The sequence below is a fragment of the Rhodocytophaga rosea genome (assembly GCF_010119975.1).
Classification (GTDB): domain Bacteria; phylum Bacteroidota; class Bacteroidia; order Cytophagales; family 172606-1; genus Rhodocytophaga; species Rhodocytophaga rosea.
Genome location: NZ_CP048222.1, coordinates 1,156,936 through 1,169,817, shown reverse-complemented (window position 1 = coordinate 1,169,817; position 12,882 = coordinate 1,156,936). Strand labels below are relative to the sequence as shown.

The window sequence follows — 12,882 nt, the reverse complement described above, 5'->3', positions numbered from 1 at the left end:
TGTATGATTCCATTCTTCTCTTTTGAGGATACCAACCGGCAGATCAGGCAAGAACTTATAGAAGCCTTTAAAAAATTTATAGATGCTAAAAATTATATACTGGGTGCGTCCCTTTCTGATTTCGAGCAGAATTATGCCCATTTTAATCAGGTACAGCATTGTATAGGAGTAGGCAATGGGCTGGATGCTCTATATATCGCATTAAAAGTATTGGGTATTTCAGCAGGCGATGAAGTGATCGTCCCATCCAATACGTATATTGCAACAGCATTAGCAGTCTCTCACACCGGTGCAATACCTGTTTTTGTAGAACCCAGAAATCTCACATACAACCTGAATCCTGACTTAATTGAGCCAGCTATTACTTCCCATACCAAAGTGATTATTCCGGTTCATTTATATGGCCAGGCTTGTGAAATGGATGCCATTATGCATATAGCCGGAAAACATAAATTGTTTGTAGTAGAAGACAATGCCCAGGCACATGGTGCGCAATATCATGGGAAATTAACTGGTAGTTTCGGACATATCAATGCAACCAGTTTTTATCCGACCAAAAACCTGGGTGCTTTGGGAGATGCAGGAGCTGTAACCACCAATGACAGTGAATTTGCCCGGAAAGCGGCAACTTTCCGAAATTACGGTTCATCCAGGCGTTATTACAACGAAGTACAAGGAGTAAATTCCCGATTAGATGAATGGCAGGCGGCTGTACTCAATATTAAATTAAATTATCTGCAAGCCTGGACCAAAGAGAGACAGGCACTGGCTAATCAATATATAGATCTTTTGCAAGGTGTAGGCGATATTATACTTCCACATTTGGCCGATAGAGCTACCAGTGTGTATCATTTATTTGTAATCCGTACTGGTAGGAGAGATGCTTTACAACAATATTTACAGACTAAAAATATAAGTACCCTGATCCATTATCCGGTTCCACCACATTTGCAGGAAGCCTATCAGGAACTGGGTTATCAGAAAGGTGCATATCCGATAGCCGAAGATATGGCATCAACTTGTTTGAGTTTGCCCTTATATGTAGGTTTACAGGAAAATCAGGTAGCTTATATCTGTGATCAGATTAAAAATTTTTTTTGATGCCCAAATTGTCTGTCATTATTCCCTGTTACTTCAATGAAGAAAATATTCCGGTAACAGCCCGGCAATTGATAGAGAATGAGCCCCTATTTGAAGCAGGAACAGAGTTTGAATATATATGGGTGGATGATGCTTCCGGTGATAAAACCTGGGAGAAATTAAAGGTGTGCTGGGAAATGTATCCGGGAAAAATGAAACTGATCCGCCTGGTTAAAAATGCAGGTGCATTCAATGCGATTCTGGCAGGTTTACACCTATCCGGAGGAGATGTTAACGTAATTCTTACTGCCGATCTGCAAGATCCGCCCGAACTAATTCCAGCTATGTTTGCTCACTGGCAGAAAGGCTATAAACTGATCATTGCCAACCGCCAGGACAGGCAGGAGCCTGTAGGACAGAAAATGCTTTCCAGGATTTTTCATTCCATTATCCGCCGGTTAGCGGTTCCAAATGCGCCTTCAGGTGGGTTTGACTTGGTATTATTCGATAGAAAACTGAAGGAAGAAGTGATAAAGATGGATGAGAAAAATACCAATATCTTATACTTGTTGGTCTGGCTGGGGTATGAGTATGTAAATATTCCTTATACCAGGCGAAAGCGTGAAATTGGCACATCCCGATGGACCCTATCAAAGAAAATAAAAATGTTTATTGATACCATTATTGCCTTTTCTTTCTTTCCGGTCAGGCTTATTTCTGTATTTGGAATATTACTGGGCATACTGGCATTTTTGTATGGAGTATTTATTATTATTGCCCGGCTCACAGGCTGGATACAGGTGGAAGGCTGGTCTGCCTTAATGGTGGTGTTATTATTTGTGTCAGCTTTTCAGATGATCGCCCTGGGAGTTCTTGGTGAATATGTATGGCGTACCATGGATGCTTCCAGAAAAAGGCCAAATTTTTTAATACAAGAAATGTTACCCTGATATTCAGTAAATGAGCACTCTGTTTTTTTAAAATAACCATGAATAAAAAGCTTATATACATATGTGCATTGTGTGTTTTCGTCAGGATAATATATGCATATATAGTGTGGAGCCCTATTGGAAAATCGCCTGAAGAAAGTATGACTATTGCCTATATCCGGTCAGCCTATACGTTAGCAGCAGGAATAGGTTATATGCAAACGCATCCTGGTTCTCCAGCTGATCTGGCAATAGAAGGCACGAATGGAATCAGAGAACTGGAATCTAAAGGAATAATAATTGACGAAAAATTTAGCTCCTCTTTATTAACAGAAGGATTATATCCTGAATTACACTATCCACCAGGATGGTCAATTATAGCTGCCGGTTTACATAGATTAATAGGTGAGCCTATATGGCTGATTATGCAGATTTTAGGAATTATTGTTGATTCCATTGCGTGTATATTGTTATTTATGCTGGTCCGGCTCCTGTTTCCGGCACATATTCAGCTAGCCTGGATAGCAACTATACTATATGCTGTTTTCCCTCCACTGGCTTATTCGGCTGTAAGCATACGTCCGGAAAGTTTTATGAATCTTTTTCTGATTGTAATCACCTTCTTTTTTATAAAGAGTGCCCTGGCTGAACAGGAAAGCGGAAAATGGAGATATTATATTCTTACCGGCCTCTCTATAGGGATGGCTGGTTACTTCAGGCCAGACTTTCTGCTGCTAGGCCCATTTTTTACGCTGTATTTTCTGTTTACCAGCGGTTTAGCTATAAAAACTATTCTTAAAATGTTCTCGGTAGGCTTAGTTATTCTAATCGTATCTCTGCTTATACTATTTCCCTGGGGATATCGTAATCATAAAGTATTTCACACCTGGAACTTCACCTCCTCAGCTCTGGGCTGTACCTTAGTAACCGGGTTAGGTACTTACCCGAATCCGTGGGGGTTTGGACCCTCTGATCTGGATAGAGCAAAGGAAGCTGAGCAGGCAGGTATCTCTACGCCATTTAATCTGGAAGCAGATAAATATTTTAAACAAGTATTTTTTCAATCTATACAACAACATCCGGAAGCTTATCTAAAAATTCTGATATCCAGATGTTTCCAGCCATTGGCAACTCCTTATGATTGTGGAGTTAATTTAGCAAGTAAGACTAAAACGTATACAGAGATAAGAAGTGCCGGCAACTTAATAAACAGTATCGGATATATATTTAAAGCGTTCTGGCCTAACTTACTTGTAGCCTTAATGTCTTTTCTCGGGAATGTTGGATTGGTTATAATGCTTATTAAGAAAAAGTTTAGCCATCCGGTATTAATTATACTTATCCTGCCGCTGATCTATAATATATTGTCACATTTATTAATCCATATGGCTCCTTATTATTTGCTTCCAACAGCTTTTATACAACTAATAGGATTTTCATACCTGATTGATACAGTGAACACACTAATTTCTGTAAAAAGAAAATCTTATACAGTGACTCCCTAAGATTTTTAAAAACTATTTCAATGAAACAAATCATCCAGTCCTTTAAGACAGGGGAAACCATATTGGAAGAGGTGCCCAGGCCGCAGGTCAAAAAAGGATATATTCTTGTTAAAACACACCGCTCGCTGGTTTCATTAGGTACTGAACGTATGCTGGTGGAATTTGGCAAATCTAATTTACTCGAGAAAGCACGCCAGCAACCAGATAAAGTAAAAATGGTGCTGGATAAAATCAAAGCCGATGGGCTGATGCCAACTTTGGAAGCAGTATTTACCAAATTAGGCGAACCGCTGCCTTTGGGCTATTGTAATGCCGGTGAAGTGCTGGAAGTAGGAGAGGGTGTGTACGATTTTAAACCCGGCGACAGGGTAGCTTCTAACGGACCTCATGCGGAATTTGTAAGTGTTCCAAAAAATCTAGCAGCCCATATTCCTGATACTGTTTCCTATGAGGAAGCTACTTTCACAGTGATTGGTGCTATTGGCCTGCAAGGAATCCGGCTGGCAAATCCGACACTGGGCGAAACAGTGGTGGTGTCAGGCTTAGGTCTCATCGGATTGATCGCTGCTGAATTGCTGGTAGCCAATGGATGTACCGTAATAGGCTTTGATTTTGATACCCAGAAAGTAGCATTAGCGAAAGGAAAAGGTATTCTGGCATATAATTTAGCAGAAGGCATTGACCCAGTAAAAACAGTAATGGATGCCACACAAGGGGTTGGAACTGATGCGGTAATTATTACGGCTTCTACCAAGAGCAATGAAGTAATTTCGCAGTCGGCACAGATGAGCCGCAAACGAGGGAGGATTGTACTCGTAGGGGTGATTGGTTTAGACATCAGCCGGGCAGATTTTTATGAGAAGGAGCTCAGTTTCCAGGTTTCCTGCTCTTATGGCCCGGGTAGGTATGACGATGACTATGAAAAACGGGGCATAGATTACCCATTGCCTTTTGTCCGCTGGACCGAAAATCGCAATTTTCAAACGGTGCTGCAAGCCATTTCTACCGGAAGGCTCGATGTAAAACGGCTTATTACTGAGCAAGTAGCTTTAGAAGAGTATCAGAAAATTTACAAAAATATTGGTGGCAGCCAGTCTATTGCCTCTATTCTTACATATCCAGCCATTTCTAATAATAGCACAGCCGTTCACATTAATAAAAAGAGCGAAACTTTTCCAAAGCAAAATAAAGCGACCCTGGCGATTATCGGAGCTGGCAATTTCACCAAAATGACCATGCTGCCGGCCTTTGGTAAACTGGATGCTGATCTTAAATACATTGTAAGCGCAGCCGGTGTAAGCGGAACACACCTGGCTAAAAAACACAATATCCGCATCAGCAGCACCAGTTACGACGATGTATTGCAGGACACAGAAGTGAATGCTGTTCTCATTACTACCCAGCATAATCTGCATGCGCAGATGACAGTTCAAGCTCTGCAGGCCGGAAAACATGTATTTGTAGAAAAACCTCTTGTATTAACTCAACCAGAACTGGAACAGGTCATGCAAACGTACCAAAGCTCTGGAAAATCTGTAGTGGTGGGATTTAACCGGCGGTTTTCTCCGTTTATCCAAAAGGCAAAATCGGTATTAAGTTCCTCCCAGGAACCTATGAATATTGTTATTACAGCCAATGCTGGTTTTATTCCCGCCAGTCACTGGACGCACCATATGGCGATAGGAGGTGGCCGGATCATTGGTGAAGCCTGTCATTTTATTGACCTGCTCGCTTACCTGGCAGGTAGTGAAATAAGCTGGGTAAGCGCTTCTGCTATGGGAAAACATCCGGCTGAAAATGCAGATAATGTATCTATCTTACTCAAATGTAAAAACGGATCGCAAGGGGTAGTGAATTATTTTGCCAATGGCCATAAAGCCTATGCCAAAGAAAGACTGGAACTCTATTCGCAGGGAAGGGTACTTATTCTGGATAATTTCAGGAAGATGGAAGGCTTTGGATTTAAAGGTTTTTCTTCGATGAGCAGCAAACAGGATAAAGGGCATAAACATCAGTTTGAAAGCTATATCCGGTTTTTGAAAGATGGTGGAGAACCTCCTGTTACTTTTTCTCAGATTATTAATTCAACCAGAGCTTCTTTTGCAGCTGTGCAATCATTTTTGTCAGGAGAGCCGGTAAAAATTGGGGATTAAGTTACTTTAAAATAATTCTGAAAATCATGTACCTTTGTGTGCATCTATTCTTTAGTAATCCTTTGTAGTAAAAAAATATTTATCCTAAATTTGCGGTTCTTATAAAAAATTAAAATGGCTAAGAAAATTATTGACGCATCCGGCTCTAAATTAATGGAAAAACCAGTTACGCCGGCTGCTGAAGGGAAGAGCAGCGAAGAAATCTTTCAGAAACTTCAACGGAATAGAAACATTGTCATTGGGTTGGCAGGCGCTCTCATTTTGATTGTAGGCGGCTGGATCGGGTTTAATTATTACAAAAACACTCAAAATCAGGAGGCGCAGAGCTTAATGTTTCCGGCTGTATACCATTTTGAAACAGATTCACTGAAAAAAGCCTTAGATGGTGATGGGTTGCACGAAGGATTAACTGCTATTGCCGATGATTATGGCATGACCAAAGCTGGCAACCTGGCTAATTTTTATGTGGGTGTATCTTACCTGAAACAAGGTAAATTTGATGAAGCTATTAATTACCTGAAAGATTTTAGTTCTTCCGATGTATTAGTCCAGGCACGGGCCTACTCACTGATCGGGGATGCTTATATGGAAAAAAATCAGGTAGCAGATGCCGTTAGTTACTATGAAAAAGCAGCCAACTACGAGCCAAATGAATTTTTTACGCCACAATATCTGACTAAGCTGGCTATTGCACAGGAAGTGAGTAAAAACAATGAAGCGGCTATTGCAAGCTACAACAAAATTATTGAAACCTATCCGAACTCTTCGGAAGCAGCCAATGCTAAAAAATTTAAAGCCAAACTAGAGGGTTTAGCCGGTAAATAAACACATATTGGCTAAACCATAAAAAGGATAGGGCATAGGGCTTTATCCTTTTTTATTGCCTATATTTTTTATTCAATAACTGATTTGTAATTTCGCCCGGTAAATTTACCCTTTTCACCCAGAAACTCTGAATCCCACAGAATGGCCACTTCCTTAAAGAACCTCAGCGACTACTCCTCTGCCAATATTACTAATATATCTTCCAGAAAATTTGCCATCATCGTTTCTGAGTGGAACACCGAAGTAACCGAAGCCTTATATCAGGGTGCTTACCAGACTTTACTGAAAGAGGGAGCTGTAGTAGAAAATATCATCCGAAAGAACGTACCTGGGAGTTATGAGTTAAGTCTGGCGGCCCAATGGATGGCGCAACAAACTGATATAGAGGCGGTCATTTGCCTGGGATGCGTGATTCAGGGAGAAACAAAGCATTTCGATTTTATCTGCAATGCGGTAGCGTATGGTTTAACAGAAGTATCTCTCAAATACAATAAGCCTGTCATTTTTGGGGTGCTTACACCCAACAATCAGGAGCAGGCGATGGATAGGGCAGGTGGAAAACATGGCAATAAGGGAGATGAAGCCGCTATTACAGCTATCAAAATGCTTGGATTCTAGAATACTTTAACCTTTTTATACTTTTTACTAAATCATCTATTCACGCAATCACTGTACATGAGAGTTTTAAAATTTGGAGGCACCTCGGTAGGGAAGCCTGAGCGTATGCACGAAGTAGCCCGTTTAATTACCAAAGATACCCATAGAAAAGTAGTAGTATTGTCGGCCGTATCCGGCACGACCAATAGCCTGATTAACATCGGCGACCTTATTGCCCGTTCAGCACATGAAGCTGCTTTCGAGGCTATCGGGACTTTACATGAGAGCTATAAAACATTTGTCAAAACTTTATATAAAACACCACAAGGTCTGGCTGCCGGAGAAGCGGTGATTACCAAACATTTTGATTTTATCCGTTCGCTGGCAGAAAAACCTTTTTCTATCAAAGAAAGCAAAGAACTGGTGGCAGAGGGCGAATTGATTTCTACGCAGCTGTTTTTTGCCTATTTACAGGAACAGCAAATTAAAGCCGCCTTATTACCTGCCCTCGATTTTATGCGCATTGATGCTGACGAAGAGCCTATTATCAGCTTTGCGGAAGAACACCTCTCTGAAGCGATTGCCTCTCATCCTGGCACAGAAATTTTTATTACCCAGGGATTTATCTGCCTGAATGTGCATGACGAGGTGGATAATCTGAAAAGAGGAGGCAGTGATTATACTGCTTCTTTGATCGGAGCGGCCATCCGGGCCGATGAAGTGCAGATCTGGACAGATATTGATGGTATGCACAATAATGATCCCCGGATTGTAAAGAAAACCTTCCCGATTGCAGAGCTTTCCTTTGATGAGGCAGCAGAACTTGCCTACTTTGGAGCCAAAATCCTGCATCCATTTACTATTCGTCCGGCAAAATTGTACAATATCCCGGTACGTCTTCTCAATACCATGCAGCCAGAAGCGCAAGGCACACTCATTGCCCATCATACCATCGAGAAAGACATTAAAGCGATTGCGGCTAAAGATGGGATTATTGCCATTAAAATACGTTCCAGCCGGATGCTACTTGCCTATGGCTTTCTGAGAAAAATCTTCGAAGTGTTTGAAAAATACAAAACTCCGGTGGATATGATTACTACCTCAGAAGTAGCTGTTTCGCTTACCATTGATAATCCGACTTATGTGGAGCAAATCGTAGAGGAAATTCGTGCATTCGGACATGTAGAGGTAGACAAGAACCAGTCGATCATCTGTATTGTAGGAAATTTTGGGTCTGATAAACAAGGTATTGTAGCAAAGGTTTTCAATTCTATGAAGCAAATTCCGGTGCGTATGATTTCTTATGGCGGCAGCAATCATAATGTGTCTATACTGGTAGACACCAATCAAAAAAATGAAACCCTGAATGCATTAAACGACGGATTGTTTTAAAAACTATTTAGTTTTTCTGAAAAAATGCGCTTTTAGTTAATGAATGAGTTTATTCCTAATACCTGAATCCTATGCTGCAACTTCAATACATCCGGGAAAACAAAGAGACAGTGATTAAAGGACTGCAAAAAAAGCGGTTTGCCCAGGCAGAAACCTCCGTAGATCAACTGATTGAACTGGACCGCCGCCGCCGGGAAACACAGTCAGAAATGGATGCTACCTTAGCCAAGTCTAATAACCTAGCCAAGGAAATAGGTGCGTTGATGAAAGCCGGTAAGAAAGAAGAAGCAGAAAAAAATAAATCAGAAACTGGTCAGTTAAAAACCAGGTCAAAAGAACTGTCGGATGGACTGGAAAAGATCGAGCAGGAATTACAGGCTTTGCTCGTAACCTTACCCAATTTGCCTCATAGCAGTGTTCCGGAAGGAAAAACGGCTGAGGATAATGAAACTGTGTATCAGCATGGTGGTATACCAGAATTGACTGAGTCTGCTTTGCCCCACTGGGACCTGATCAAGAAGTACGATATTATTGATTTTGAGCTGGGTGTGAAAATCAGTGGCGCAGGTTTTCCAGTGTATAAAGGCAAAGGTGCACGTATTCAGCGGGCGATGATTAATTTTTTCCTGGATGAAGCCTTAAAAGCCGGATATTATGAAATTCAGCCGCCCATTGTGGTAAATGAAGCTTCTGGTTTTGGTACCGGACAGTTGCCGGATAAGGAAGGCCAGATGTATTTTGCTTCAGCAGATGGCTTGTACCTGATCCCGACAGCAGAAGTGCCTATTACCAATATTTACCGGGATGTTATTCTCAATGAGTCTGATCTGCCTGTTAAAAATGTAGGATATACACCTTGTTTCCGGAGAGAAGCCGGTTCCTGGGGGGCTCATGTGCGGGGCTTAAACCGCCTGCATCAGTTTGACAAAGTTGAAATTGTGCAGGTACAAAAGCCTGATAATTCTTATAAGGCGCTGGAAGAAATGAGTAAACATATACAAAGCTTATTGCAGAAACTGGAGTTACCTTACCGGGTCCTCAGGTTATGCGGCGGCGATATGGGCTTTACTTCTGCGCTGACCTATGATATGGAGGTATATTCTGCTGCCCAGAAACGCTGGCTGGAGGTGAGTTCAGTAAGTAATTTTGAGACTTTCCAGGCAAACCGCTTAAAACTCCGGTACCGGGATGAGAACAAAAAAACACAGCTCTTGCATACGCTGAATGGAAGTGCCTTGGCTTTGCCCCGGATTCTGGCCGCTATTCTGGAAAATAACCAGTCGGAGAAGGGAATTGCTGTGCCTAAAGTATTACAGCCTTACACTGGCTTTGATAGGATTGATTAATACAAAAACAAAGAAGCCAGATTTATGAAATCTGGCTTCTTTGTTTTTGTGTGTTATGTACTTAACTCAAGTGTTCGGCATTACACTTTCACCCCTAATTGCTCACCACTCAGGCTGCAATTGATCCAGCCCTGGTCAAAATTAGCGTTAAACTTCTTGTAAAACTCAATGGCAGGTGTATTCCAGTCGAGTACCTGCCAGGACATGCCATTGCAGTTGAGTTCTTTGGCCGTATCCATCGTAGCTTTAAATAATAGTTTGCCAATTCCCTTGCTGCGATGCTCTTCAGTTATGATAATATCTTCCAGGTATAATCTTTTTCCTTTCCAGGTAGAATAGCGGAAATAATATAAGGAAATGCCCACAACCACTCCATTCAGCTCAGCTACCAGAAAACCAAACACTGGGTTTTCGCTAAACCCATCCTCCAGCATGCGTTCTACCGTGTTGTCTACTTCGTGAGGTGCTTTCTCAAATAAAGCCAGTTCTTGTACGAGGGCAAACACAGCCGGAATGTCTTCTTTGCGGCCAGAGCGTATGTGAATAGGGGTATTACTCATAGGATTCTTCTATATTCAGTTCTTTGCGGAGGTGCTCGATCATCACTTCTTCTTTTTCACAAATACCCTGCGACACACTTGCAAATAAATAAATAGATTCAAGAATCGAATGCTTTAACTCTGGTTTTTCTTTTAAATAATTTTTTAGTGTTTTCATAAACTTGCGCTCCCAGGTATCAAAATTCATCAGCAGGTATTTGAACTCATTCAGTAACATGCTTTTCAAATCTCCAATAAGTTCTGGATCTGTTTCCTGAGGTAACAGCAGATCTGCCAGGTCATCGGAACGCTTTTTAAGGTAATTCCATTCTTTAATATCTACTTTCCCATCAGTACTTACAATAAGCAATACCGGATAAGAAGTAAGCAGAAAGGTAAATTGTTCGAAAGTTATATTGAGTTTTCTTTGTTCAGAATATTCTTCGTAAAGAGCCGGAAGCGTATAAGCGGACATAGCTGATGATAAAGTTGCGATATAATTATTCCACAATAAATATGCAAAATAATAAGATGTCAGCAAAAAATTTACATAGCTATGTCTTTAAACTTACGTTCTGTGAAATAAAATTCAAAACCTGAACACAAGGCCATTGGTAAGTGAATACACATATTTATTTACCGGAATAACAGGCAAGGCATCATAAGTAGCCACAAAACGGGTGGTAAATGCAAAATGCCGGTTAATAGAAATAATCAGGCTGGCATCACTGATAATCCGGGGATGGAAAAAAGCCGAAAATCTTGCCTGATAGTAATTGATGAAGTTGAACTCCGCATGCTTGCTTATTTTCCAGTGCAGCGAAAAATAATTTGTTGATTTTACAACTGAAGTAGTAGAATCATTCCCTTCCAGTGCCCATCGTTCGTGTTCATACATAGCTCCCAAACCTGCCGCCAGGTTCAACTGATCGGAGTGGTGAATGTGATAGCGGATACCTGCACCAGCTAGCTCCCGTTCGTGCATACCCCGGCTTTCGTCGTACTGGGCTTGTGCAAATGTTTCAGCCGACAACTTTTTACGCCTCAGAAAATGAATGCGGAAATGCCCGTAGCCATCGCTGATTACATCCTGGCCTTTGATGCGGATCAGGTTGTTGTTGCTGATAAAAATATAACTATGCTTGCGGGAAAGATATACCACATTGGAAAAAGCATTAAAAGTAAGCACCTGCACCTGCTGGCTACGGGTATTAAAGGTAAGCCCGATATTGCCCAGCCATACATTGGCTGTATCACTGTCTATGCGGTCTTTTTCAATATTCAGAATCTGGCCGGAAGCTGAAAAACATATCAGAAAACTAATACATAATCCATAAAATTGTCTGGAAGAAGGTATAATCCGGCGCAGGTATGCAGGCGTAAACATGTGGGCAAATACTGAAAAAATAAGAAAATAAAAATGACAAAAATGGGTAAAAACTTAACTATATTTGCAACCCTTTTTAGCATGAATGTGTTGAAAAGATAGAGTAAATTGAGTTCTTTGATGTATGGGGCCGACCGGAATTGACAGCTTGAGCAGGCTGCGTGTAAGCATGTCAGGAGTTGTACGTATTTCCTGTAAATAAAACGTTCACAACAATAAATGGCGAAGAAAACTACGCCCTTGCTGCTTAATTAGGATTAATTTTCAGCATGTGCCTCGCTGACCCCACGTGCTGCCGGGTTAGCAACTGAGGTATCACAATGCAGCGCTGGTTCTTACAAAGTTATGGTGTAAGGACAAGATAAAGTAACTAAGGAATGGATACGTTTGCTACTGACCTTTTCCATTCCCGACAACCTGACAGTAGCTACACATGTAGAAAGCGCGACAGTTTCCTTGTCTGGACGAGAGTTCGAATCTCTCCGGCTCCACTTATTCAATTTACAAAACCCTGCAGAGTCATTTGTGGGGTTTTTATTTTTATCTTGAATCCAATATAAAAATATATGACCTCTGACTCAACTATTGCCATAAAGAAACAACTTCTGCAAATCTGTATAGATCACCAGCTCAAACGGGTAGAACATGCCCGGAAGGCAATGGACGATGCCCAGCAGTCGGCAAATAGCGAAGAGAGAAGTACAGCCGGCGATAAATATGATACCTCCAGGGCCATGAGCCAGAATGTGCGGAATATGAATGCCAAACAATTGCAGGAAGCGCTGAAAGACCTGGCTACTTTACAGCAGATTAATCCGCAGATTAGTCCGCTGGCGGTATGTGTAGGAAGCGTGGTGAAAACTACAGCTGGAAATTATTTTATAGCTATTAGTGGAGGGCCTTATACAGTATTAAAAGAAACGTACTATTCGGTTTCAACCGCGGCTCCCTTAGGACAGATTTTACTGGGCAAAAAAGCAGGAGATACTTTTCTATTCCGGGGAAAAACATTCAGTATTTCGGCACTTTTCTAAAATGATGTGCTTACTGATTCAAGCGCAAATCTTGCTTATATTTTAACTGCACCCCAGATAATTTTCTCACAAAAGATTCCTGCACAAGTTATAAC

The 12,882-nt window shown here is 41.3% G+C and carries 12 protein-coding genes and 1 other RNA gene; 10 read left to right on the top strand and 3 right to left on the bottom strand.

The window, feature by feature from the left end:
* Window positions 1-3 precede the first annotated feature (3 nt).
* From GXP67_RS05050 to serS, 8 genes are all read left to right on the top strand, one after another.
* On the top strand, window positions 4-1,101 hold the full coding sequence (locus tag GXP67_RS05050; protein ID WP_162442149.1) for a DegT/DnrJ/EryC1/StrS family aminotransferase: 1,098 nt from the start codon (window positions 4-6) through the stop codon (window positions 1,099-1,101).
* Window positions 1,101-2,030: a glycosyltransferase family 2 protein gene (locus GXP67_RS05045; RefSeq protein ID WP_162442148.1), complete on the top strand. Its 930-nt coding sequence runs from the start codon at window positions 1,101-1,103 to the stop codon at window positions 2,028-2,030. The genes GXP67_RS05050 and GXP67_RS05045 overlap by 1 nt, the downstream gene beginning before the upstream one ends.
* A 140-nt stretch (window positions 2,031-2,170) precedes the next feature.
* Entirely contained in the window at window positions 2,171-3,514 is a 1,344-nt protein-coding gene (locus GXP67_RS05040; protein WP_162442147.1) for a glycosyltransferase family 39 protein, read from the top strand.
* A gap of 20 nt (window positions 3,515-3,534) precedes the next feature.
* Window positions 3,535-5,667, top strand: coding sequence for a bi-domain-containing oxidoreductase (locus GXP67_RS05035; protein ID WP_162442146.1), 2,133 nt, complete (start codon window positions 3,535-3,537; stop codon window positions 5,665-5,667).
* 114 nt (window positions 5,668-5,781) lie between these two features.
* Window positions 5,782-6,492 (top strand): tetratricopeptide repeat protein, encoded by a 711-nt coding sequence (locus GXP67_RS05030; RefSeq protein ID WP_162442145.1) that lies wholly within the window; start codon window positions 5,782-5,784, stop codon window positions 6,490-6,492.
* A gap of 141 nt (window positions 6,493-6,633) precedes the next feature.
* Window positions 6,634-7,110 carry a 6,7-dimethyl-8-ribityllumazine synthase gene (ribH, locus tag GXP67_RS05025; RefSeq protein WP_162442144.1) on the top strand — a complete coding sequence of 159 codons (477 nt, stop codon included), beginning with the start codon at window positions 6,634-6,636 and terminating at the stop codon, window positions 7,108-7,110.
* Between the two features lie 57 nt (window positions 7,111-7,167).
* Window positions 7,168-8,481 (top strand): aspartate kinase, encoded by a 1,314-nt coding sequence (locus GXP67_RS05020; protein ID WP_162442143.1) that lies wholly within the window; start codon window positions 7,168-7,170, stop codon window positions 8,479-8,481.
* Window positions 8,482-8,552: 71 nt separating this feature from the next.
* Window positions 8,553-9,827, top strand: coding sequence for a serine--tRNA ligase (gene serS / locus GXP67_RS05015; protein ID WP_162442142.1), 1,275 nt, complete (start codon window positions 8,553-8,555; stop codon window positions 9,825-9,827).
* An 80-nt stretch (window positions 9,828-9,907) separates the two neighbouring features.
* Here serS and GXP67_RS05010 read toward each other — a convergent pair whose 3' ends face one another.
* The 3 genes from GXP67_RS05010 to GXP67_RS05000 form a co-directional block, all read right to left on the bottom strand.
* Window positions 9,908-10,387: a GNAT family N-acetyltransferase gene (locus GXP67_RS05010; RefSeq protein WP_162442141.1), complete on the bottom strand. Its 480-nt coding sequence runs from the start codon at window positions 10,385-10,387 to the stop codon at window positions 9,908-9,910.
* On the bottom strand, window positions 10,380-10,841 hold the full coding sequence (locus GXP67_RS05005) for a hypothetical protein (protein WP_162442140.1): 462 nt from the start codon (window positions 10,839-10,841) through the stop codon (window positions 10,380-10,382). The genes GXP67_RS05010 and GXP67_RS05005 overlap by 8 nt, the downstream gene beginning before the upstream one ends.
* A 114-nt stretch (window positions 10,842-10,955) precedes the next feature.
* Entirely contained in the window at window positions 10,956-11,753 is a 798-nt protein-coding gene (locus GXP67_RS05000; RefSeq protein WP_162442139.1) for a DUF481 domain-containing protein, read from the bottom strand.
* Between the two features lie 126 nt (window positions 11,754-11,879).
* Here GXP67_RS05000 and ssrA point away from each other — a divergent pair.
* Both ssrA and GXP67_RS04990 read left to right on the top strand, forming a co-directional pair.
* Window positions 11,880-12,247: a transfer-messenger RNA gene (gene ssrA / locus GXP67_RS04995) on the top strand.
* Window positions 12,248-12,319: 72 nt separating this feature from the next.
* Entirely contained in the window at window positions 12,320-12,787 is a 468-nt protein-coding gene (locus GXP67_RS04990) for a 3-oxoacyl-ACP synthase (RefSeq protein WP_162442138.1), read from the top strand.
* Window positions 12,788-12,882 lie beyond the last annotated feature (95 nt).

Excerpts from the sequence above, each read along its gene's own strand:
- GXP67_RS05050 (WP_162442149.1), top strand. The coding sequence starts at position 4 with ATGATTCCATTCTTCTCTTTTGAGGATACCAACCGGCAGATCAGGCAA.
- GXP67_RS05045 (WP_162442148.1), top strand. The coding sequence starts at position 1,101 with ATGCCCAAATTGTCTGTCATTATTCCCTGTTACTTCAATGAAGAAAAT.
- GXP67_RS05040 (WP_162442147.1), top strand. The coding sequence starts at position 2,171 with ATGACTATTGCCTATATCCGGTCAGCCTATACGTTAGCAGCAGGAATA.
- GXP67_RS05035 (WP_162442146.1), top strand. The coding sequence starts at position 3,535 with ATGAAACAAATCATCCAGTCCTTTAAGACAGGGGAAACCATATTGGAA.
- GXP67_RS05030 (WP_162442145.1), top strand. The coding sequence starts at position 5,782 with ATGGCTAAGAAAATTATTGACGCATCCGGCTCTAAATTAATGGAAAAA.
- ribH (WP_162442144.1), top strand. The coding sequence starts at position 6,634 with ATGGCCACTTCCTTAAAGAACCTCAGCGACTACTCCTCTGCCAATATT.
- GXP67_RS05020 (WP_162442143.1), top strand. The coding sequence starts at position 7,168 with ATGAGAGTTTTAAAATTTGGAGGCACCTCGGTAGGGAAGCCTGAGCGT.
- serS (WP_162442142.1), top strand. The coding sequence starts at position 8,553 with ATGCTGCAACTTCAATACATCCGGGAAAACAAAGAGACAGTGATTAAA.
- GXP67_RS05010 (WP_162442141.1), bottom strand. The coding sequence starts at position 10,387 with ATGAGTAATACCCCTATTCACATACGCTCTGGCCGCAAAGAAGACATT.
- GXP67_RS05005 (WP_162442140.1), bottom strand. The coding sequence starts at position 10,841 with ATGTCCGCTTATACGCTTCCGGCTCTTTACGAAGAATATTCTGAACAA.
- GXP67_RS05000 (WP_162442139.1), bottom strand. The coding sequence starts at position 11,753 with ATGTTTACGCCTGCATACCTGCGCCGGATTATACCTTCTTCCAGACAA.
- GXP67_RS04990 (WP_162442138.1), top strand. The coding sequence starts at position 12,320 with ATGACCTCTGACTCAACTATTGCCATAAAGAAACAACTTCTGCAAATC.